Below are 19,996 nucleotides of genomic sequence, written 5' to 3'. Positions count from 1 at the left end.
TTCTTGATGGGCTCCCGTTTACGTGGGGGCTGGGGCGGTGTCCCCGGGCGAAGCGAAACCCTTATGCATCAGTCCGTAGGATGGGTAGAGCGAAGCGAAACCCATGCGGTCATGGGGCGCTCCGCAATGATGGGTTTCGTACCTCTACCCATCCTACGAGGCGTGGCTCGCCTTCAGGCTTTCCTGAAGTCTTCGAGGCGGCGCTTTTGCTGGCCGTTGGCGTCAAAGTTATCCACAGCCAGCCAGCCCTCGAAGGCGTCGCGCACGGCCGGCCATTCGCTGTCGATGATGGAGAACCAGGCGGTGTCGCGGTTACGGCCCTTGACCACCATGTGCTGGCGGAACAGCCCTTCATAGGTGAAGCCCAGGCGCTCGGCGGCGCGCATGGAGCGGGCGTTGAGGGCGTTGCACTTCCATTCCAGGCGGCGGTAGCCGAGCTCGCTCATGGCCAGGCGCGCCAGCAGGTAGACCGCCTCGGTGGAGGCGGGCGAGCGTTGCATGGGGGCGCCGAAGGCGATGTGACCGATCTCGATGCAGCCGTCGTTGGGGGCGATGCGCAGGTAGCTGAGCAGGCCCACGGCGCGGCCGCTGGCGCGGTCGATCACGGTGAAGAACTGCGGGTCGCGGCTGGCCTGGTTGCCCGCCAGCCAGGCATCGAAGGCCGCGCGATCGGCGAAGGGGCCGTAGCCGAGGTAGTCCCACAGGCGAGGGTCGCCGTCCGGGCTTTGCAGCGCAGGCCAGAGGTCGTCGCCATGGCGGCTGGCGTCCACCGGTTCCAGGCGCACGAAGCGGCCGTCGAGGGGCGCGCGGGCCGGGGCGGGTACGGGTTGCCAATCGAGTTGTGTTTCGTCGTTCATGGAAGATTCCTGGTCAGAGCAGCTTGCGGTACTGGAGGAAGCCGGAGCGATCGGCGATGCGGTCATACAGGTGCATGGCGTCGGTGTTGGTTTCGTGGGTCAGCCAGTGCACCCGCGAGGCGCCGGCGGCCCGGGCCTGGGCGTAGACGTGCTCGATCAGCGCGCGGCCGACGCCGGCGCCGCGCAGGCCGTCCTGCACATAGAGGTCCTGCAGGTAGCAGTAGTCGCCCACCGTCCAGCAGGAGCGGTGATAGATGAAGTGCACCAGGCCCACGGCGCGGTCGCCCTGCCAGGCGAGGGCGGCGTGCATGGGCTCGACCGCATCGAGGAAGCGCTGCCAGGTCTGCTCGGTGGTCTCGGCGGCGATCTCGGTCTTGTAAAAACGCTGGTAGCCCTCCCACAGCGGCAGCCAGACGGCGTGGTCGGCGGCGCTGACCGGGCGGATTTCGAGGGACATGCTGCTTCCTTTCAGGGTGGTTCAGAGAGCGGGGGCCATGCGCTGGGCCAGTTCGCGGTCGCGTTCGTCGGCGCTGCCGGCCAGGCCTTCGCGTACGCCGGCCTGGTCGGCCTGGCTGCGGTTCTGGCCGAGCTTCCATTTGCCTTCGATACGGCGGATGGGCAGGGCGAAGCCGACGATGGCGCGCAGCATGGCGTCGATGTAGTCGCGCGGCGCATCGCTCAGCGCCCAGGGCTGCGGGCGCCCGGCTTCGTGCTGGTCGCTGAGGCGGCCGACCAGTTGCAGCAGGCGCTCGGCGTCGTCGAACACTTCGGCCTGGCCGTAGGCGTGCACGGCGATGTAGTTCCAGGTCGGCACCACCTTGCCGTGTTCGGCCTTGGCGGCGTACCAGGCGGGGCTGACGTAGGCGTCGGGGCCGTTGAACACCACCAGCGCCTCGGCGCCGTCGGCCAGCGCGCGCCACTGCGGGTTGGCCTTGGCGAAGTGACCATAGAGGGTGCCGTACTCGCCTTCGCCGGCTTCCAGCAGCAGCGGCAGGTGGCTGGCCACCAGCCCGTCGGCGCCCTGGCAGACCAGTGTGGCCAGGCGGCTCTGGCGCATCTGCAGGTGCAGTTCGGCGAGGTCTTCCTGGCGGAAGGAGGCGGGCAGGTACATGGCGAATCTCCTGGCGTGATGGAAACATCCTAGGCAGGATATTGGTCCGTTGTAAGAGCCATTTCCTGCGACTTCCATAGGGCCAATCCATGCCGATTGCCGTGCCGCTCCCCGTCGATCTTTCCGGCATTCGCCTCGATGCGCGCCAGGGCCTGGCCCGCCAGCTCTACGAGGGGCTGCGCGAACGCATTCTCGATGGCCGCCTGCAAAGCGGCACGCGGCTACCGGCGAGCCGGGACCTGGCGGCCTTGCTGGGCATCTCGCGCAATACCGTGACCCGCGCCTTCGACCAGCTCTACGCCGAGGGTTACGTGGAGGGCCGCATCGGCGATGGCACCTACGTGGCGGAGTTATCCACAGCCTCGAGGCCGGCGCCCGCCGTGCAGGCCAAGGCCGCGACGAGCGAGGCGCTGCAGCGTCTGCAGGCCCATCACCTGAGCCGGCCGCTGATCGGGCCACCCCGTGCCTTCCGCGTGGGCGTGCCGGCCTTCGACCTGTTCCCCTTCGAGACCTGGGCGCGGCTCTCGGCGCGCTTCTGGCGCAAGCCTTCGCCCGCGCGCCTGGGCTATGGCGACCCGGCTGGCGACTGGCAGCTGCGCGAGCTGATCGCCGCCTACCTGCGCAACGGCCGGGGGCTGCACTGCGACCCGGCGCAGGTGATCGTCACCTGTGGCGCCCAGCAGGCCATCAGCCTCTGCGCGCAACTGCTGGTGGAGCCGGGGGACCGGGTGGCCATCGAGAACCCCGGCTACCGCGCCGCCGGCCATGCCTTCTCCGTGGCCGGTGCGCAGCTCGCCGGCATCCCGGTGGACGCGGATGGGCTGGATACCGCCGCCCTGGAGCGAGCCGGGGATTGCCGCCTCACCTATGTCACGCCGTCCCACCAGTACCCCACCGGGGTGACCCTGAGCCTGGCGCGGCGCCTGGAGCTGCTGGACTGGGCCGAGCGCCACGACGGCTGGATAGTCGAGGACGACTACGACGGCGAGTACCGCTACAGCGGCACGCCCCTGGCCCCTCTGGCGGCGCTGGACCGGCAGGGCCGGGTGCTCTACGTCGGCACCTTCTGCAAGATCGCCTTCCCGGCGCTGCGCCTGGGCTACCTGGTGCTGCCGCCGGCCCTGGTGGAGCCCTTCGCCCGGCGCCGTGCCCTGGACATGCGCCATTCGGAGATCGGCACCCAGGCGGTGATGGCCGAGTTCATCGCCGCCGGGCACTTCCAGCGGCACATCCGCCGCATGCGCACCGCCGCCCGCAGCCGACGCGACGCGCTGCTGGCCGGCTGGCCTGTGGATATCCCCGGCTGCGCGCCGATGCCGGCGGTGGAGGCCGGGCTGCACCTGTGCGTGCGGGTCGACAGCCTCGCCCGCGAGCGCGAGCTGATCGAGGCGGCCGAAGGAGCCGGCGTGGAGTTGAACGGCTTGAGCAGCTACTGGCTGCCAGGGGAGGAACCGCCTGTGGATAACCGCGCCGGGCTGGTGCTGGGCTTCGCCGCCGTGCCCGAGGCGGAGATCGCCAAGGCGCTGGCGGCGTTGCGCAAGGCGTGGAAGCTGTAACCGGCAGGTGTTGGGGCACTTGTGGGAGCGGCTTCAGCCGCGAAAGGCTTGCAGCCCGCTGGATAGCCCCAGGTGGCTGCGGCTTCGTCGCGAATGAATTCCACGGGGTGAGCAGAGGTGCTGGGATCGGCTCCGCTTGGTGGATAAGAAGAGCGTTATCCACCCGGGAGGCTCCGTGCCAGTAAAGGGCTTGTGGATAACCTCTTTTCCACAGGCGAAAAAAAAGGATGGCTGGCGCCATCCTTGAAGGATGAAGGGGCAGGGCCCCTCCTGGTGAGTCAGGTGTCGCGTCAGGCCTTCAGGGGCACCAGGCGCGGGGCGATCATGTTTTCCGGGCGGAGGATGTCGGCGAGCATGGACTCGTCCAGCAGCTTCTCCTCGCGCACCAGTTCCAGCACGCCGCGGCCGCTGACCAGCGCTTCCTTGGCGATGCGGGTGGAGTTCTCGTAGCCGATGTAGGGGTTCAGCGCGGTGATCAGGCCGATGGAGTTCTCCATCAGCGCGCGGCAGTGGGCTTCGTTGGCGGTGATGCCGACGATGCAGTGCTCGCGCAGCATGTCCATGGCGCGCTGCAGCAGGCGGATCGAGTCGAAGATCTTGTAGGCGATCAGCGGCTCCATCACGTTCAGCTGCAGCTGGCCGCCTTCGGCTGCCAGGGTCAGGGCGAGGTCGTTGCCTATCACTTCGAAGGCGACCTGGTTGACCGCTTCCGGGATCACCGGGTTGACCTTGCCGGGCATGATCGAGCTGCCCGGCTGGCGAGCCGGCAGGTTGATCTCGTTGATGCCGGTACGCGGGCCGCTGGAGAGCAGGCGCAGGTCGTTGCAGATCTTCGACAGCTTGACCGCGGTGCGCTTGAGCATGCCGGAGAAGAGCACGAAGGCGCCCATGTCCGAGGTGGCTTCGATCAGGTCGGCAGCGGGCTTGAGCGGCTGGCCGCTGATGGTGGCGAGGCGCTCGACGGCCAGGTGCTGGTAGCCCGGGTCGGCGTTGATGCCGGTGCCGATGGCGGTGCCGCCGAGGTTCACTTCGGTGAGCAGTTCCGGCGCCAGGCTGCGCAGGCGGCCGAGGTCTTCGCCCAGGGTGGTGGCGAAGGCGTGGAATTCCTGGCCCAGGGTCATGGGCACGGCGTCCTGCAGCTGGGTACGGCCCATCTTGAGGATGTGCGAGAACTCCTCGCCCTTGGCGGCGACGGCCTGGATCAGGCTGTCGAGGCTGGCCAGCAGCGCGTCGTGGCCGAGCAGCAGGCCCAGGCGGATGGCGGTGGGGTAGGCGTCGTTGGTGGACTGCGCCATGTTCACGTCGTTGTTCGGGTGCAGGTAGGCATACTCGCCCTTGTTGCGGCCCATGGCCTCGAGGGCGATGTTGGCGATCACCTCGTTGGCGTTCATGTTGGTGGAGGTGCCGGCGCCGCCCTGGATCATGTCGACCACGAACTGGTCGTGGAAATCACCGCGGATCAGGCGGGCACAGGCCTCGCTGATGGCGGCGTGCTTTTCCGCGTTGAGGTGCCCCAGCTGCTTGTTGGCATCGGCGGCGGCCTGCTTGACCATCGCCAGGGCGATTACCAGCTTCGGGTAGTGCGACAGGGGCACGCCCGACAGGCGGAAGTTCTGCACGGCTCGCAGGGTCTGGATGCCGTAGTAGGCATCAGCGGGGACTTCGAGGGTGCCGAGCAGGTCTTTTTCTACACGAAAGGATGCAGCGGAGGACATGATGTAATACATCTCAGGGAAGACACGGCCAGTGCCGCGATGCCCAATAGACTAAGCTTGCAGCCGTTCGTCGACCAATGCTGTTATCCGCTGGGTCATGCATAAACGGCATAATGTGGCCGTGACCCGCTTCGTTCGGGGAGCGTGTGCACCAAAATCGGGCAAGGGGGCCGAGATGAACCTGGAAACCAAATGGCTGGAGGACTTCGTCGCCCTGGCCGCCACCCGCAGCTTTTCCCAGGCGGCGGAGAAGCGCTTCGTCACCCAGCCGGCCTTCAGCCGGCGCATCCGCAGCCTGGAGGCGGCCCTGGGGCTGACCCTGGTGAACCGTTCGCGCACGCCGGTAGAACTCACCGAGTCGGGCCAGCTGTTCCTGGTCACCGCGCGCAGCATGGTCGAGCAGGTGGGCGAGGTGGTGCGCCACCTGCATCACCTGGAAGGGCAGCAGGGCGAGGTGCTGCAGTTCGCCGCTGCCCACTCTCTGGCGCTGGGCTTCTTCCCGCAGTGGATCGCACGGCTGCGCGGCGAGGGCTTGAACATCGCCAGCCGCCTGATCGCCACCAACGTCGGCGATGCCGTGCATTCCCTGCGCGAGGGCAGCTGCGACCTGATCCTGGCCTTCTACGATCCGGACGCCTCCCTGCAGATGGACCCGGAAATCTTCCCCTCCATGCACCTGGGCAGCACCGAGATGCTGCCGGTGTGCGCGGTGGACGCGAATGGCGAACCGCTCTACAGCCTGGAGAACGGGCAGAGCGTGCCGCTGCTGGCCTACACCGCCGGGGCCTTCCTCGGGCGTTCGGTGAACCTGCTGCTGCGCCAGCGGGCGCTGCGCTCCACCACCGTCTATGAGACGGCCATGGCCGACAGCCTCAAGAGCATGGCGTTGCAGGGCATGGGCGTGGCCTGGGTGCCGCGCTTCAGTGCCCAGGCGGAGCTGGCGCGGGGTGAGCTGGCGGTGTGTGGCGGGTCGCAGTGGCATGTGCCGCTGGAAATCCGCCTGTACCGCTGCGCGCTGGTGCGTAAGGCGGCGATCCGCCTGCTATGGCGCAAGCTGGAAGGCGGGGCGGGCAGCGAGGGGACGACCCCGGCCTGAGCCGGGGCCGGTTGGCGGGGCTACATCTGCAGGACCACGCGGCCTTCGATCTGCCCGGCGCGCATGCGGTCGAGGATGGCGTTGATGTTGTCCAGGCTGTCGGTGCTGAAGGTGGAGTGCACCAGGCCTTCGCCGGCGAAATCCAGGGCTTCCTGCAGGTCCGCACGGGTGCCGACGATGGAGCCGGTGATGCTGATGGCCTTGAGCACCACGTCGAAGATCGGCGTGGGGAAGTCGCCCGGCGGCAGGCCGACCAGGGCCACGGTGCCGCCGCGACGGGCCATGCCGATGGCCTGGCCGAAGGCACTGTTGGACACCGCGGTGACCAACACGCCGTGGGCGCCGCCGATGTCGCGCTGGATCACCTCGGCCGGGTTCTCGTTGCGGGCGTTGACCGTGAGGCTGGCGCCGAGCTTGCGGGCCAGTTCCAGCTTGGCGTCGTCGACGTCGATGGCCGCCACATGCAGGCCCATGGCGCGGGCGTACTGTACGGCCACATGGCCCAGGCCGCCGATACCGGAGATGGCCACCCACTGGCCGGGGCGCGCGCCGGTGACCTTGAGGCCTTTATAGACCGTGACACCCGCGCAGAGGATCGGCGCGATCTCGGCGAAGCCGACGTTCTTCGGCAGCACGCCCACGTAGTTGGGGTCGGCGAGCACGTACTCGGCATAGCCGCCGTTCACCGAGTAGCCGGTGTTCTGCTGGCCCTCGCAGAGGGTTTCCCAGCCGGTCAGGCAGTGTTCGCAGCAGCCGCAGGCGGTGTACAGCCAGGGCACGCCGACGCGGTCGCCTTCCTTGACCCGGGTGACCCCGGCGCCCACCGCCGCCACGTAGCCGACGCCTTCGTGGCCGGGGATGAAGGGCAGGGCGGGCTTCACCGGCCAGTCGCCCTCGGCGGCGTGCAGGTCGGTGTGGCAGACGCCCGAGGCTTCGATTTTCACCAGGATCTGGCCGGTGCCGGGCAGCGGCACCTTCACCTCTTCGATCCGCAGCGGTTCGCCGAAGGCATGGACGACGGCGGCTTTCATGGTCTGGTTCATGGCATGCACCTCCTGAAAAAGGAGCCTGGAGTGTGCACCCGTACGCTCGCCCGACCCTTGCTCCAGGGCAATTTCCGGGCGCCTTGGCAAGCCGCTGGACGGACGGTAGGCAAGGCCGGGCTTTGCGTTATACTGCGCGGCCTTCGGCCGGCAGCGCACGCCGGCCCACATCGCAGACAAGCCACGCCATATGCGTGGCTTGTTGGTTTTTCGACTCTTGATGAGGCACGACGATGAGCGCACTGGTAGGCGTGATCATGGGCTCCAAATCCGATTGGAGCACCCTCAGCCACACCGCCGAGATGCTGGAAAAGCTGGGCATCCCCTTCGAGGTGAAGGTGGTTTCCGCGCACCGCACTCCGGACCTGCTGTTCCAGTACGCCGATGAGGCCGAGGCCCGTGGCATCCAGGTGATCATCGCCGGTGCCGGCGGCGCCGCCCACCTGCCGGGCATGTGCGCGGCCAAGACCCACCTGCCGGTGCTCGGCGTGCCGGTGCAGTCGTCCATGCTCTCGGGCGTCGACTCGCTGCTCTCCATCGTGCAGATGCCGGCGGGCATCCCGGTCGCCACCCTGGCCATCGGTAAGGCCGGTGCGGTGAATGCCGCCCTGCTGGCTGCCAGCATCCTCGGCCACCAGCACCCGCAGTACCACGCGGCGCTGAAGGCCTTCCGCGACGAGCAGACCCGCTCGGTGCTCGACAACCCGGACCCGCGTGAGGCCTGACAGATGAAGATCGGCGTGATCGGCGGCGGCCAGCTCGGCCGCATGATGGCCCTGGCGGGCACCCCGCTGGGCATGGACTTCGCCTTCCTCGACCCGGCCCCGGACGCGTGCGCCCAGGCCCTTGGTGAACACATCCGCGCCGACTACGGCGACCAGGACCACCTGCGCCAGCTGGCCGATGAAGTGGACCTGGTGACCTTCGAGTTCGAGAGCGTGCCGGCCGAGACCGTGGCCTTCCTCTCCCAGTTCGTGCCGGTCTATCCCTCGGCCGACGCCCTGCGCATCGCCCGTGACCGCTGGTTCGAGAAGTCGATGTTCAAGGAGCTGGGCATCCCCACCCCCGAGTTCGCCGACATCCAGTCCCAGGCCGACCTGGACGCCGCCGTGGCCGCCATCGGCCTGCCGGCGGTGATGAAGACCCGCACCCTGGGCTATGACGGCAAGGGCCAGAAGGTCCTGCGCAAGCCCGAGGACGTGACCGGCGCCTTCGCCGAGCTGGGCAGCGTGCCCTGCATCCTCGAAGGCTTCGTGCCCTTCACCGGCGAAGTGTCCCTGGTGGCGGTGCGTGCCCGTGACGGCGAGACGCGCTTCTACCCGCTGGTGCACAACACCCACGACAACGGCATCCTGCGCCTGTCCATCGCCAGCACCGACCATCCGCTGCAGGCCCTGGCCGAGGATTACGTCGGTCGCGTGCTGCAGAAGCTGGACTACGTCGGCGTGCTGGCCTTCGAGTTCTTCGAGGTGGACGGCGGCCTGAAGGCCAACGAAATCGCCCCGCGCGTGCACAACTCCGGGCACTGGACCATCGAAGGCGCCGAGTGCAGCCAGTTCGAGAACCACCTGCGTGCCGTCGCCGGCCTGCCCCTGGGCTCCACCGCCAAGCTGGGGGAGAGCGCCATGCTCAACTTCATCGGCGAAGTGCCGGCCGTGGACCAGGTGATCGCCGTCGCCGACTGTCACCTGCACCATTACGGCAAGGCGTTCAAGGCCGGGCGCAAGGTCGGCCATGCCACCCTGCGCTGCGCTGATCGCGCCACCCTCGATCGGCAGATCGCCGCGGTCGAGGCACTGATCGCCGGCTGAACCCCTGCCGCTGCGCTCAGTCTGAAAAAGGGCGTGTCCACGGACACGCCCTTTTTTCATTCAGGAGTAAATGCCATGGGGCTCATCGGAACCATCTTCATCGGCCTGATCGTCGGTCTGGTCGCGCGCTTCCTCAAACCCGGCGACGACAGCATGGGCTGGATCTGGACCATCCTGCTGGGCATTGGCGGCTCCGTCGCCGCGACCTATGGCGGTCAGGCCCTGGGCATCTACCAGGCTGGCGAAGGCGCGGGCTTCATCGGTGCGGTGGTGGGCGCCATCGTGCTGCTGGTGATCTACGGCCTGATCAAGAAGAACGACTGAGGGCTGGGAACCGGAAGCGGGCGCCGCAGCGGCAACGCAGTCAGTTTTTCAACAGCCTGCTAGTCTTGGCGCCTGTTTCTTTACGTGAGTCCTCTTCGATGCGCCGTGCCCTGCTTCTCTCCCTGCTGCTGTGCAGCACCCTGGTCCATGCCCGGCTGGACATGCCGGAAACCGATTGGCTGGAATTGATGCCCGCCGAGGACCGCAAGGCCCTGGAGGAGATGCCGGAAATCAGCCACGACACCCCGGAAGCGGACGGTACCTTCAACAACAAGGGCGGCCTCAAGCAGCAGGACAAGGACCTGCCGGCGGTGATGTATTCGGCGAAGACGGTGGCCAAGCTCAATGGCCAGAAGATCCGCATCGGCGGCTACCCGGTACCGCTGGAGACCGACGCCAAGGGGCGCGGCACGCTGTTCTTCCTGGTTCCCTACCCGGGCGCCTGCATCCACGTACCGCCGCCGCCGCCGAACCAGATCGTGCTGGTGCGCTACCCCAAGGGCATCGCCCTCGACGATATCTACACCCCGCTCTGGGTCACCGGCACCCTCAAGGTGGAGCAGGTCAGCAACGACCTGGCCGATGCCGCCTACGCGCTGGATGCGGGCGAGGTGCGGGTCGTGGAGGATGAGGACATCCAGTAAGGCGGCGTTCGGGCGGCGCGCCCCGCCAATGCCGAGTCGCGGCATCGCAATGTGCCGCGTTTGGCTCCGCCTGGTGGAGGTAGAAAGCGACCTCCACCCTACACAGCGGTCATGTCCGAGCCTAGGTAGGGGCGACTTTAGTCGCCAAGCGCTTCGCTCCACAGGCTGACGCCCATGCTGTGGCGGGCGCCCGGTTGCAGCAGCAGGCTGTCGTCGAGCACCCGGGCGGTTTCGATGCAGAGCATGCGCTGCCAGGCGTCGTCGGCGAACTGGGAGAGGCGGGCGGCCTTGTCGATCCAGGGGTTCCACACCACCGCCGAGGCCGAGTCGCTGGCTTCGATCAGCACCCGGCGGCGCCAGGCGTCATCGCGGATGGCCAGGCGTGCCGGGGTGCCGAGGTAGATGCGGTCGGTCTCGCCGCCGAAGGTCACCTCGCCCACCTGCTGGCGGCGTTCCCAGCCTTCCAGGGTTTCGATGTAGTCGCAGCCGTCCAGGCCTTCCACCCGCACCTGGCGGATGTCGCTGACGGCGAAGTAGCTGTGCAGCGCCTGGCTCAGGGCCAGGGGCGCGTCACCGCGATTGCGGGTTTCCAGGGTCAGTTGCAGGCGCTGGCCCAGGCGGATTTCCAGGCGCAGCTCGGCGTCGCCCTTCCAGCCGGGCAGTGGTGTGCGACGGCTGTCCCAGGACAGCACCAGGCGTGCCATGCCATCCAGGGCTTCCACCCCTTCCAGTTCCCAGTCGAGGCTGCGTACGCCGCCATGGGCCGGCGCTGCGCCATCGCCCTGGTAGTGGGCCTGGATCGCCTCGGGGTTGCGCTGCAGGTCACCGAACCAGGGCCAGCACACCGGCACGCCGCCGCGCACCGATTGGCCGCGCTGGAAGGCCGCCTGCTCGCTGAGCCAGATCAGCGGCTCCTCGCCGTTGCGCTGGTAGCTGAGCACCTGGGCGCCCTGCTGTGCCACCAGCAGTTCCGCATCGGCGGTGCGCAGGCGCCAGCAGGGCAGTTGATCCATGTCGATCCGCTCGATCTGCGGAACCTTGCTTTCGCTGTTCATCCGGGTGCTCCTGGGCCTTTTGCTGCTTGCCGTCTGCATTGGGCAGGGGCGGGCCGGCGGGGTTCCCCCGAAACCGGCGAATGCATGAAGCGTACAAGGGGGAGGGGGCGTTCGCGCGAGCGCTCGCCCCTCGGGACGGGGCTCAGCCGCGGCGCGGCGGAACCGGGCGGGTGCGACCGCTGCCGTCGATGGCGACGAAGACGAAGACCGCTTCGGTGACCTTGCGCCATTCGCTGGAGAGCGGGTCGTCGCTCCATACCTCGACCAGCATCTGGATCGAGCTGCGGCCGATTTCCAGTGCCTGGGTATAGAAGGAGAGCTGGGCGCCCACGGCGACCGGGACGAGGAACGCCATGCGGTCGATGGCGACGGTGGCGACGCGGCCCCCGGCGACCTTGTTGGCCATGGCGGTGCCGGCGAGGTCCATCTGCGAGACCAGCCAGCCGCCGTAGATGTCGCCGAAGCCGTTGGTTTCGCGGGGAAGTGCGGTGATCTGCAAGGCCAGGTCGCCTTGGGGAGTCAGGTTTTCTTCTTCTTCGATCTCGATCATGCCTGGGGTGCCTCTGCCCCTGTGCTGCTTTGGATGGCGTCTATGGACGGGGAAGGGCAAGGTGCCCTGCAAAATTCCCCCTGCGCCCGCCGACCCACTGCATGTCGCCCGCGCGCAACAGCGCGCAGTATATAGCTCGCCGCGACGGGCGACGACCGCCGGGTTTCGCTTTTGACCACCCATACGTCAGAGATTGTGTGCGCTCGGCGGCTTTTTGCTATTTTGCGGACCGACCCGCCGCCAACGCAGCGGCGGGGCACGCCCTGCCTGCACTGACAAGAGATCACCCATGTCCACCGTTCTCGCCTCCGAGGCTCCCGCGCGGCCACTGACCCGCAGCGACTACAAGACCCTGTCCCTGTCCGCCCTGGGCGGCGCCCTCGAGTTCTACGACTTCATCATCTTCGTGTTCTTCGCGGCGGTGGTGGGCAAGCTGTTCTTCCCCGCCGAGATGCCCGAATGGCTGCGCCAGATGCAGACCTTCGGCATCTTCGCGGCCGGTTACCTGGCGCGGCCCCTGGGCGGCATCGTCATGGCGCACTTCGGCGACCTGCTGGGGCGCAAGCGCATGTTCACCCTGAGCATCTTCCTGATGGCGGTGCCGACGCTGATCATGGGCCTGCTGCCCACCTACGAGCAGATCGGCATCCTGGCGCCCTTGGCCCTGCTGCTGCTGCGGGTGATCCAGGGCGCGGCCATCGGTGGCGAGGTGCCCGGCGCCTGGGTGTTCGTCGCCGAGCACGTGCCGGAGCGGTACATCGGCTACGCCTGCGGCACCCTGACCTCGGGCCTGACCTTCGGCATCCTGCTGGGTTCGCTGATGGCGACCTTGATCAACAGCATCTATACCCCGGCCGAGGTGCAGGACTGGGCCTGGCGCATCCCCTTCCTGGTGGGCGGCGTGTTCGGCCTGTTCTCCGTCTACCTGCGCCGCTGGCTGCACGAGACGCCGGTGTTCGCCGAGCTGCAGCAGCGCAAGGCACTGGCCGAGGAGGTGCCGCTCAAGGCGGTGCTGCGCGAGCACCGGGGCGCCATCGCCATCAGCATGCTGCTGACCTGGGTGCTGTCGGCCGGCATCGTGGTCGTCATCCTGATGACTCCCACCGTGCTGCAGACCGTGTACGGCTTCGCGGCGGCCACGGCGCTCAAGGCCAACAGCCTGGCCATCGTCTGCCTGACGGTCGGCTGCATCGCTTCGGGCGCCATCGCCGACCGCTTCGGCGCGGGCCGTACCTTCCTGGTCGGTGGGCTGCTGCTGGCAGCCAGCTCCTGGACCTTCTACACCAGCCTCCAGGCGCACCCGGACTGGCTGTTCCCGCTCTACGCGCTGACCGGTCTGTTCGTCGGCACCATCGGTGCCGTGCCCTATGTGATGGTCAAGGCCTTCCCGCCGGTGGTGCGTTTCTCCGGCCTGTCGTTCTCCTACAACCTGGCCTACGCCATCTTCGGCGGCCTGACGCCGATGATCGTCTCGCTGCTGATGAAGTGGGACCCGCTGGGCCCGGCTTACTACGTGGCGGCCCTGTGCGGGTTGGCGGTGTTCATTGGTCTGTACCTGATCGGCAAGAAGCGCTGATCGGCTCCATCCCAGTGGGGAGCTCCGCAGTGATGGGTTTCGCGGAGCTCTACCCATCCTACGGTGCTTTTGCTCACTTGACGGTCGAGGTCACGCGCCAGACCTTGTTGCCGACGTCGTCGGTCACCAGCAGGGCGCCGCGGGCGTCGAGCATCACGTCCACCGGGCGGCCCAGGGCGTTGCCGTCCTCGTCGAGGAAGCCGGTGAGCACGTCCACCGGTTCGCCATTGGGCTTGCCGCCCTTGAAGGGCACGAAGATCACCTTGTAGCCGCTGTGCGGCTTGCGGTTCCACGAGCCGTGCTGGCCGACGAATAGGCCGTTCTGGAAGTCCGGCAGGGCGCCGCCCTTGCCGAAGGCGATGCCGAGGGACGCGGTGTGCGGGCCCAGGGCGTAGTCGGGCACCAGGGCCTTGGCGACCATGTCCGGGTTGGCCGGCTGCACGCGCTCGTCGACGTGCTGGCCGTAGTAGCTCCAGGGCCAGCCGTAGAAGCCGCCGTCCTTCACCGAGGTGATGTAGTCGGGCACCAGGTCGCTGCCGATCTCGTCGCGTTCGTTCACCGCCGTCCACAGCGTGCCGGTCTCGGGCTCCCAGGCCAGGCCGTTGGGGTTGCGCAGGCCGCTGGCGAACAGGCGCTTGCTGCCGCTGGCGCGGTCCACTTCCCAGATCGCCGCGCGACCTTCTTCCATCTCCAGGCCGTTCTCGCCGACGTTGCTGTTGGAGCCGACGGTGACATACAGCTTGCTACCGTCGCGGCTGGCGATGACGTTCTTGGTCCAGTGGTGGTTGATGCCTGCCGGCAGGTCGGTGACCTTCTGCGGCGTGGCCTCGATGCGCGTCTGGCCTTCCTCGTAGGGCACGCGCACCAGGGCGTCGGCGTTGGCGATATAGAAGTCGCCACCCACCAGGGCCATGCCGAAGGGCGAGTGGAGGTTCTCCAGGAAGGGCGTCTTCAGGTCGGCCACGCCGTCGCCGTCGGTGTCGCGCAGCAGGGTGATGCGGTCGGCGCTGGGGGTGCGGGCGCCGGCCTTCTCCATGACCTTGCCGGCGATCCAGCCCTTGAGGCTGAAGCCTTCGCCGGACGCCGGGGCGTTGCTCTCGGCCACCAGCACATCGCCGTTGGGCAGCAGGTAGAGCCAGCGCGGGTGGTCCAGACCAGTGGCGAAGGCCTTCACCTCGGTACCGGCGGTGGCGGTTGGCTGGCCGTCTTCGGCCCAGCCCTTGGCCGGGGCGACGTTCACCGTGGGCAGCAGGGTCTTGTTCGGCGGCGGCAGCGTCGGGTTGGCGCCGGTGCCGTCGCTCACCTCCAGGCTGGCCTTGTCGCCGCAGGCCGAGCAGGCGGCGACGAGGACCGCCAGGGGCATCAGTCGTAGGGGGTGCATGGGCGTTCTCCTGAGGGGTGCGGGCTCATTCAAGCAGAGTTGGACAGCCATGATGGCCATTCATCCAATTGTCATATTCGGTTCATAGAGTGTTCATACGGCCTGCAGATACTGGCCCCCGATTCATCCAACCCGATCCTTTGCTAGGAGCAAGGCATGAAACTGAAGCGTTTGATGGCGGCCCTGACTTTCGTCGCCGCCGGCGTTGCGACCGCCAGCGCGGTTGCCGCTGTCGACCCGTCCATCCCGTCCTACACCAAGACCACTGGCGTATCCGGCAACCTCTCCAGCGTTGGTTCGGACACCCTGGCCAACCTGATGACTCTGTGGGCTGAAGCCTACAAGCGTGAATACCCGAACGTGAACATCCAGATCCAGGCCGCCGGTTCTTCCACCGCGCCGCCGGCTCTGACCGAAGGCACCGCCAACCTGGGCCCGATGAGCCGCAAGATGAAGGACGTCGAGCTGCAGGCCTTCGAACAGAAGTACGGCTACAAGCCGACCGCTGTTCCGGTTGCCGTCGACGCCCTGGCGATCTTCGTGCACAAGGACAACCCCATCAAAGGCCTGACCATGCAGCAGGTTGACGCCATCTTCTCCGCCAACCGCCTGTGCGGTGGCAAGAGCGACGTCAAGACCTGGGGCGACCTGGGCGTGACCGGTGACCTGGCTGCCAAGCCGGTTCAGCTGTTCGGCCGTAACTCGGTATCCGGCACCTACGGCTACTTCAAGGAAGAAGCCCTGTGCAAAGGCGACTTCAAGGCCAACGTCAACGAGCAGCCGGGTTCGGCTTCCGTCGTCCAGTCCATCAGCCAGTCCCTCAACGGCATCGGCTACTCGGGCATCGGCTACAAGACTTCCAGCGTGAAGACCGTAGCCCTGGCCAAGAAAGAAGGCGGCGAGTTCGTTGAAGACAACGAGCAGAACGCCCTGAACGGCACCTACCCGCTGTCCCGCTTCCTCTACGTTTACGTCAACAAGGCCCCGAACAAGCCTCTGGCCCCGCTGGAAGCCGAGTTCGTGAAGCTGGTCCTGTCGCAACAAGGCCAGCAGGTCGTGGTGAAGGATGGCTACATCCCGCTGCCGGCCAAGGTCGCTGAAAAAGCACTGAAGGATCTGGGCCTGTAATCCAGGACAGATGAAGGGGGCGGTCGCTTAGCAGACCGCCCCGCAAGGACGCGACGATGGCGGGAGACCCCCGCCATGGAGGCCCGCCCCCGGCACCATGCCCAGGGTGGGCCTCGTTGCGTCACCTCGCTGTAATCTTTCTGTCATACGAAGGCTTTAGGGTGTGCCCATGAATGATCTGGCCAGTTCCCCCATGACCTCGACGAATCCCCCCGCGCGCATCGATTTCAACACGCCGGCGCTGCAGCGCAAGCGCCGCATCCGTGCGTTGAAAGATAACCTGACCCGCTGGTACGTACTGGTGGGCGGCCTGGCCGTTCTCGCGGCCATTACCCTGATCTTCTTCTACCTCGCCTACGTGGTGCTGCCCCTGTTCCAGGGTGCCGAGCTGACCGCGAAGAAGGTGCAGAGCCCTGCCTGGCTCCAGCAGGACGCCGGCAAGCCGCTGCTGCTGACCATCGAGGAGCAGAACCAGGTCGGCATGCGTGTTTCCGACAAGGGTGAAGCGGTCTTCTTCTCCACCAAGGACGGCGCCGAACTCAAGCGCAGCCAACTGCCCCTGCCGGCTGGCGTCAGCGTCGCCTCCATCGGCCAGGACCAGCCCGGCAGCCCGCTGGTGGCCCTGGGCCTGAGCAACGGCCAGGTGCTGCTGTTCAAGCACAGCTACGTGGTGACCTACCCGGACAACAAACGGGTGATCACCCCGCAGATCGACTTCCCCTACGGCGACAAGCCCCTGGTACTGAACCAGGCCGGCGGCGCCCTGGAGCATGTGGCGGTCAGCCACAACGACGAGACCCTTTTGCTGGCCGGTTCCACCGGTAACCAGCTGCACGTGCAGGAGCTGGTCAGCGAAGAGAACATGATGACCGGCGAGACCACCGTCGAGCAGAACGCCATCGACCTGCCGCAGATGACCGAGCCGATCAAGGCGATCTACGTCGACCCGCGCCTGCAATGGCTTTACGTGGTCAACGGCCGCGCCCAGGTAGACGTCTTCAGCCTGCACGAGAAGAGCCTCAACGGCCGTTACAAGCTGTTCGAGGAAGGCGATCGCGAAGTCTCCGCCAGCGGCCTGCTGCTGGGCGGCATCTCGCTGATGATCGGTGACTCCAAGGGCGACGTGAGCCAGTGGTTCATGGTCCGTGGTGCCGACGGCGAAGCCCGGCTGACCCACATCCGCAGCTTCCAGCTGGGCAAGGCACCGGTGGTGCAGATCGCCCCCGAAGAGCGCCGCAAGGGCTTCCTGGCTCTGGATGCCAGCGGCAAGCTCGGCGTCTTCCACAGCACCGCCGAGCGCACCCTGCTGATCGAACAGGTCACCGACGGCGCCGGCCTGATGGCCTTCTCGCCCCGCGCCAACCGCGTGATAGTCGAGGAGGGCGGCCAGCTGCTGCCCTTCAGCCTGCGCAACCCGCACCCGGAAGTCTCCTGGAGCGCGCTGTGGGGCAAGGTCTGGTACGAAAGCTACGACGCACCCAAATACGTCTGGCAATCCACCGCCGCCAACACTGATTTCGAACCCAAGCTGAGCCTGGCACCGCTGACCTTCGGCACCCTCAAGGCCGCCTTCTACGCCATGCTGCTGGCCGCTCCGCTGGCCATCGCCGCCGCCATCTACACCGCGTACTTCATGGCCCCGACCATGCGTCGCAAGGTGAAGCCGGTGATCGAGCTGATGGAAGCGCTGCCGACGGTGATCCTCGGCTTCTTCGCCGGCCTGTTCCTGGCGCCCTACGTCGAAGGCCACCTGCCGGGCATCTTCAGCCTGCTGTTGCTGACGCCGATCGGCATCCTGCTCGCCGGCTTCCTCTGGAGCCGCCTGCCGGAGTCGATCCGCCTGCGCGTGCCGGACGGTTTCGAAGCGGCGATCCTGATCCCCGTGGTGCTGCTGGTGGGCTGGTTCGCCCTGGGTATGAGCCCGCTGCTGGAAGCCTGGTTCTTCGGTGGCGACATGCGCCTGTGGATCAGCAATGACCTGGGCATCACCTACGACCAGCGCAACGCCCTGATCGTCGGCCTGGCCATGGGCTTCGCGGTGATCCCGAACATCTTCTCCATCGCCGAAGACGCGATCTTCAGCGTGCCGCGAAGCCTCACCTACGGTTCCCTGGCCCTGGGCGCCACGCCCTGGCAGACCCTGACCCGCGTAGTGATCCTCACCGCCAGCCCGGGCATCTTCTCGGCGCTGATGATCGGCCTCGGCCGTGCAGTGGGCGAGACCATGATCGTGCTGATGGCCACCGGCAACACCCCGGTGATGGAAGTGAACATCTTCGAAGGCATGCGCACCCTGGCAGCCAACGTCGCGGTGGAAATGCCGGAGTCCGAAGTGGGTGGCTCGCACTACCGCGTGCTGTTCCTCGCGGCCCTGGTGCTACTGATGTTCACCTTCGTGATGAACACCCTGGCAGAGCTGATCCGTCAGCGCCTGCGCAAGAAATACGCCTCGCTTTAAGGTGGAGAATTCCGTGAAACAGGTTTCCCTCAAATACTGGTTCAAGAGCGGCGCGCCAGGTGTGTGGATGAGCGGTGGCGCCGTGTCCATCGCCGTCATCATGACCATCGGCCTGCTGTCGGTGATCGCCGTACGCGGTCTCGGCCACTTCTGGCCGGCCGACCTGATCGAAGCCCAGTACAGCGTGCCGGGCCAGGCGCCCAAGGCGCTGATCGGCGAAGCGGTGCAGATCGAGGAAGTGTCCCGCGCGCGCCTCAAGGGTGCCGGCCTGCCGGTGCCCGAAGAAGGCCCCGAGTTCATGACCCGCGAGCTGCTCAAGGTGGGCAACCGCGAGGTCTACGGCAGCGACTTCACCTGGGTGGTGGGCGAATGGTTGCAAGACCAGAAGAAGCCCGCCGAGTTGATCGCCATGGAGCGCCGCGAGTGGGGCAACTTCTACGGCCGCCTGGTGAGCGTCAAGGAGAACGGCCAGGTCGTCGCCGAGGGCGAGGCCGCCATGGCCGAGCTGCAGAAGCGCCTGAAGCGTGTCGATGACCTCTACGCCCAGCTCTACAAGCTGGAGAAGAAGGACATCGGCGCCATCAACCATGGCCTCGAACGCCTGCGCCTGGATGGCCGCAAGTTGGAGCTGGACGGCAAGCTGGACGCCGCCGCCCAGGCCGACCTGGCTGCCGCGCGTGCCGAGCTGGACGCCCGCTACAAGGGCCTCGAAGCCCAGTTGGGCGGCTTGCACGAAGCCTTCAACCGCGACAGCGTGGTGGTTCGCGAAGCCGGTGGCCAGGAGCAGGAAATCACCCTAGGCAAGATCGTGCATGCCTACCAGCCCAACGCCATGGGTGTGTTCCAGAAGATCGGCTTCTACTTCGCCAAGCTGTGGGAGTTCCTGGCGGACGACCCCCGTGAGGCCAACACCGAAGGCGGTATCTTCCCGGCCATCTTCGGCACCGTGATGATGACCCTGATCATGGCCGTGATCGTCACCCCCTTCGGTGTGGTGGCGGCCATCTACCTGCGCGAATACGCCAAGCAGGGCGTGCTCACCCGCATCATCCGCATCGCCGTGAACAACCTGGCCGGTGTGCCGGCCATCGTCTACGGCGTGTTCGGCCTGGGCTTCTTCGTCTACGTGCTGGGTGGTTCCATCGACCGCCTGTTCTTCCCTGAAGCCGCCCCGGCGCCGACCTTCGGCACCCCGGGCCTGCTCTGGGCCTCGCTGACCCTGGCCATCCTCGCGGTGCCGGTGGTGATCGTGGCCACCGAGGAAGGCCTGGCGCGGATTCCCCGCGCGGTACGCGAGGGCTCCCTGGCCCTGGGCGCGACCAAGGCCGAGACCCTGTGGAAGATTGTCCTGCCGATGGCCAGCCCGGCCATGATGACCGGCCTGATCCTCGCCGTGGCCCGCGCCGCCGGTGAAGTGGCGCCGCTGATGCTGGTGGGCGTGGTCAAGCTGGCCCCGAGCCTGCCGGTGGATGGCAACTACCCCTACCTGCACCTCGACCAGAAGATCATGCACCTGGGCTTCCACATCTACGACGTCGGCTTCCAGAGCCCCAACGTAGAGGCCGCCCGCCCGCTGGTGTACGCCACCGCGCTGCTGCTGGTGCTGGTGATCGCGCTGCTGAACCTCTCGGCCGTCGCCATCCGCAACCACCTGCGCGAGAAGTACAAGGCGCTGGACAACTGAGTTAGCC

The 19,996-nt window shown here is 67.2% G+C and carries 18 protein-coding genes; 10 read left to right on the top strand and 8 right to left on the bottom strand.

What is annotated here, in order from left to right:
- Positions 1–173 precede the first annotated feature (173 nt).
- The 3 genes from ACXI0U_RS23270 to ACXI0U_RS23260 are packed head-to-tail and all read right to left on the bottom strand — an operon-like array spanning position 174 to position 1,968.
- Entirely contained in the window at positions 174–857 is a 684-nt protein-coding gene (locus ACXI0U_RS23270; protein ID WP_374979391.1) for a GNAT family N-acetyltransferase, read from the bottom strand.
- 13 nt (positions 858–870) lie between these two features.
- A complete protein-coding gene (locus ACXI0U_RS23265) occupies positions 871–1,314 on the bottom strand; it encodes a GNAT family N-acetyltransferase (RefSeq protein WP_374979390.1) in 444 nt (147 codons plus the stop codon).
- A gap of 21 nt (positions 1,315–1,335) precedes the next feature.
- Entirely contained in the window at positions 1,336–1,968 is a 633-nt protein-coding gene (locus ACXI0U_RS23260) for an FMN-binding negative transcriptional regulator (protein ID WP_374979389.1), read from the bottom strand.
- An 89-nt stretch (positions 1,969–2,057) separates the two neighbouring features.
- Here ACXI0U_RS23260 and pdxR point away from each other — a divergent pair, with 89 nt between their 5' ends.
- Positions 2,058–3,524 (top strand): MocR-like pyridoxine biosynthesis transcription factor PdxR, encoded by a 1,467-nt coding sequence (gene pdxR, locus ACXI0U_RS23255; RefSeq protein ID WP_479550888.1) that lies wholly within the window; start codon positions 2,058–2,060, stop codon positions 3,522–3,524.
- Positions 3,525–3,814: 290 nt separating this feature from the next.
- Here the strand turns inward: pdxR and ACXI0U_RS23250 are convergent, their stop codons facing one another.
- A complete protein-coding gene (locus ACXI0U_RS23250) occupies positions 3,815–5,239 on the bottom strand; it encodes an aspartate ammonia-lyase (protein ID WP_031288292.1) in 1,425 nt (474 codons plus the stop codon).
- A 175-nt stretch (positions 5,240–5,414) separates the two neighbouring features.
- Between ACXI0U_RS23250 and ACXI0U_RS23245 the strand changes: the two genes are divergently transcribed.
- Positions 5,415–6,335 (top strand): LysR substrate-binding domain-containing protein, encoded by a 921-nt coding sequence (locus ACXI0U_RS23245; RefSeq protein ID WP_350447322.1) that lies wholly within the window; start codon positions 5,415–5,417, stop codon positions 6,333–6,335.
- Between the two features lie 20 nt (positions 6,336–6,355).
- Here ACXI0U_RS23245 and adhP read toward each other — a convergent pair whose 3' ends face one another.
- Positions 6,356–7,378: an alcohol dehydrogenase AdhP gene (adhP, locus tag ACXI0U_RS23240; protein ID WP_479550887.1), complete on the bottom strand. Its 1,023-nt coding sequence runs from the start codon at positions 7,376–7,378 to the stop codon at positions 6,356–6,358.
- A gap of 233 nt (positions 7,379–7,611) precedes the next feature.
- Between adhP and purE the strand changes: the two genes are divergently transcribed.
- From purE to ACXI0U_RS23220, 4 genes are all read left to right on the top strand, one after another.
- Positions 7,612–8,103: a 5-(carboxyamino)imidazole ribonucleotide mutase gene (gene purE / locus ACXI0U_RS23235; RefSeq protein WP_021220952.1), complete on the top strand. Its 492-nt coding sequence runs from the start codon at positions 7,612–7,614 to the stop codon at positions 8,101–8,103.
- Between the two features lie 3 nt (positions 8,104–8,106).
- The gene (locus ACXI0U_RS23230) at positions 8,107–9,189 is read left to right on the top strand and encodes a 5-(carboxyamino)imidazole ribonucleotide synthase (RefSeq protein WP_316924314.1); all 1,083 of its coding nucleotides are present in this window, start codon (positions 8,107–8,109) and stop codon (positions 9,187–9,189) included.
- Between the two features lie 75 nt (positions 9,190–9,264).
- The gene (locus ACXI0U_RS23225) at positions 9,265–9,513 is read left to right on the top strand and encodes a GlsB/YeaQ/YmgE family stress response membrane protein (protein ID WP_271659442.1); all 249 of its coding nucleotides are present in this window, start codon (positions 9,265–9,267) and stop codon (positions 9,511–9,513) included.
- Between the two features lie 98 nt (positions 9,514–9,611).
- Positions 9,612–10,157: a DUF3299 domain-containing protein gene (locus tag ACXI0U_RS23220; protein WP_374979385.1), complete on the top strand. Its 546-nt coding sequence runs from the start codon at positions 9,612–9,614 to the stop codon at positions 10,155–10,157.
- Positions 10,158–10,294: 137 nt separating this feature from the next.
- Here ACXI0U_RS23220 and ACXI0U_RS23215 read toward each other — a convergent pair whose 3' ends face one another.
- Both ACXI0U_RS23215 and ACXI0U_RS23210 read right to left on the bottom strand, forming a co-directional pair.
- On the bottom strand, positions 10,295–11,212 hold the full coding sequence (locus ACXI0U_RS23215) for a D-hexose-6-phosphate mutarotase (protein WP_374979384.1): 918 nt from the start codon (positions 11,210–11,212) through the stop codon (positions 10,295–10,297).
- Positions 11,213–11,354: 142 nt separating this feature from the next.
- Positions 11,355–11,762 (bottom strand): acyl-CoA thioesterase, encoded by a 408-nt coding sequence (locus ACXI0U_RS23210; RefSeq protein ID WP_021222325.1) that lies wholly within the window; start codon positions 11,760–11,762, stop codon positions 11,355–11,357.
- A 289-nt stretch (positions 11,763–12,051) separates the two neighbouring features.
- Between ACXI0U_RS23210 and ACXI0U_RS23205 the strand changes: the two genes are divergently transcribed.
- Positions 12,052–13,338: an MFS transporter gene (locus tag ACXI0U_RS23205; RefSeq protein WP_431482999.1), complete on the top strand. Its 1,287-nt coding sequence runs from the start codon at positions 12,052–12,054 to the stop codon at positions 13,336–13,338.
- A gap of 73 nt (positions 13,339–13,411) precedes the next feature.
- On the opposite strand, the gene ACXI0U_RS23200 is transcribed toward ACXI0U_RS23205, so the two are convergent.
- Complete coding sequence (locus ACXI0U_RS23200) at positions 13,412–14,719, bottom strand: PQQ-dependent sugar dehydrogenase (RefSeq protein WP_431482998.1); 1,308 nt, start codon at positions 14,717–14,719, stop codon at positions 13,412–13,414.
- 156 nt (positions 14,720–14,875) lie between these two features.
- Here ACXI0U_RS23200 and ACXI0U_RS23195 point away from each other — a divergent pair, with 156 nt between their 5' ends.
- The 3 genes from ACXI0U_RS23195 to pstA all read left to right on the top strand — a co-directional run bounded on the left by ACXI0U_RS23195 (position 14,876) and on the right by pstA (position 19,989).
- Positions 14,876–15,847, top strand: coding sequence for a phosphate ABC transporter substrate-binding protein PstS (locus ACXI0U_RS23195; RefSeq protein WP_021222322.1), 972 nt, complete (start codon positions 14,876–14,878; stop codon positions 15,845–15,847).
- A 169-nt stretch (positions 15,848–16,016) separates the two neighbouring features.
- Entirely contained in the window at positions 16,017–18,305 is a 2,289-nt protein-coding gene (locus ACXI0U_RS23190; RefSeq protein ID WP_374979382.1) for an ABC transporter permease subunit, read from the top strand.
- Positions 18,306–18,372: 67 nt separating this feature from the next.
- Positions 18,373–19,989: a phosphate ABC transporter permease PstA gene (gene pstA / locus ACXI0U_RS23185; protein WP_021222320.1), complete on the top strand. Its 1,617-nt coding sequence runs from the start codon at positions 18,373–18,375 to the stop codon at positions 19,987–19,989.
- Positions 19,990–19,996 lie beyond the last annotated feature (7 nt).

The sequence above is a fragment of the Pseudomonas sp. C9D1 genome, from assembly GCF_056491235.1.
The sequence above is the reverse complement of the archived record's forward strand: the minus strand, read 5'-3'. Positions and strand labels throughout refer to the sequence as shown.

Coding starts and splice junctions, on each gene's coding strand:
- ACXI0U_RS23205 (WP_431482999.1), top strand. CDS start 12,052: ATGTCCACCGTTCTCGCCTCCGAGGCTCCCGCGCGGCCACTGACCCGC.
- adhP (WP_479550887.1), bottom strand. CDS start 7,378: ATGAACCAGACCATGAAAGCCGCCGTCGTCCATGCCTTCGGCGAACCG.
- ACXI0U_RS23270 (WP_374979391.1), bottom strand. CDS start 857: ATGAACGACGAAACACAACTCGATTGGCAACCCGTACCCGCCCCGGCC.
- pstA (WP_021222320.1), top strand. CDS start 18,373: ATGAGCGGTGGCGCCGTGTCCATCGCCGTCATCATGACCATCGGCCTG.
- ACXI0U_RS23250 (WP_031288292.1), bottom strand. CDS start 5,239: ATGTCCTCCGCTGCATCCTTTCGTGTAGAAAAAGACCTGCTCGGCACC.
- purE (WP_021220952.1), top strand. CDS start 7,612: ATGAGCGCACTGGTAGGCGTGATCATGGGCTCCAAATCCGATTGGAGC.
- ACXI0U_RS23245 (WP_350447322.1), top strand. CDS start 5,415: ATGAACCTGGAAACCAAATGGCTGGAGGACTTCGTCGCCCTGGCCGCC.
- ACXI0U_RS23195 (WP_021222322.1), top strand. CDS start 14,876: ATGAAACTGAAGCGTTTGATGGCGGCCCTGACTTTCGTCGCCGCCGGC.
- pdxR (WP_479550888.1), top strand. CDS start 2,058: ATGCCGATTGCCGTGCCGCTCCCCGTCGATCTTTCCGGCATTCGCCTC.
- ACXI0U_RS23220 (WP_374979385.1), top strand. CDS start 9,612: ATGCGCCGTGCCCTGCTTCTCTCCCTGCTGCTGTGCAGCACCCTGGTC.
- ACXI0U_RS23230 (WP_316924314.1), top strand. CDS start 8,107: ATGAAGATCGGCGTGATCGGCGGCGGCCAGCTCGGCCGCATGATGGCC.
- ACXI0U_RS23210 (WP_021222325.1), bottom strand. CDS start 11,762: ATGATCGAGATCGAAGAAGAAGAAAACCTGACTCCCCAAGGCGACCTG.
- ACXI0U_RS23190 (WP_374979382.1), top strand. CDS start 16,017: ATGAATGATCTGGCCAGTTCCCCCATGACCTCGACGAATCCCCCCGCG.
- ACXI0U_RS23265 (WP_374979390.1), bottom strand. CDS start 1,314: ATGTCCCTCGAAATCCGCCCGGTCAGCGCCGCCGACCACGCCGTCTGG.
- ACXI0U_RS23215 (WP_374979384.1), bottom strand. CDS start 11,212: ATGAACAGCGAAAGCAAGGTTCCGCAGATCGAGCGGATCGACATGGAT.
- ACXI0U_RS23225 (WP_271659442.1), top strand. CDS start 9,265: ATGGGGCTCATCGGAACCATCTTCATCGGCCTGATCGTCGGTCTGGTC.
- ACXI0U_RS23200 (WP_431482998.1), bottom strand. CDS start 14,719: ATGCACCCCCTACGACTGATGCCCCTGGCGGTCCTCGTCGCCGCCTGC.
- ACXI0U_RS23260 (WP_374979389.1), bottom strand. CDS start 1,968: ATGTACCTGCCCGCCTCCTTCCGCCAGGAAGACCTCGCCGAACTGCAC.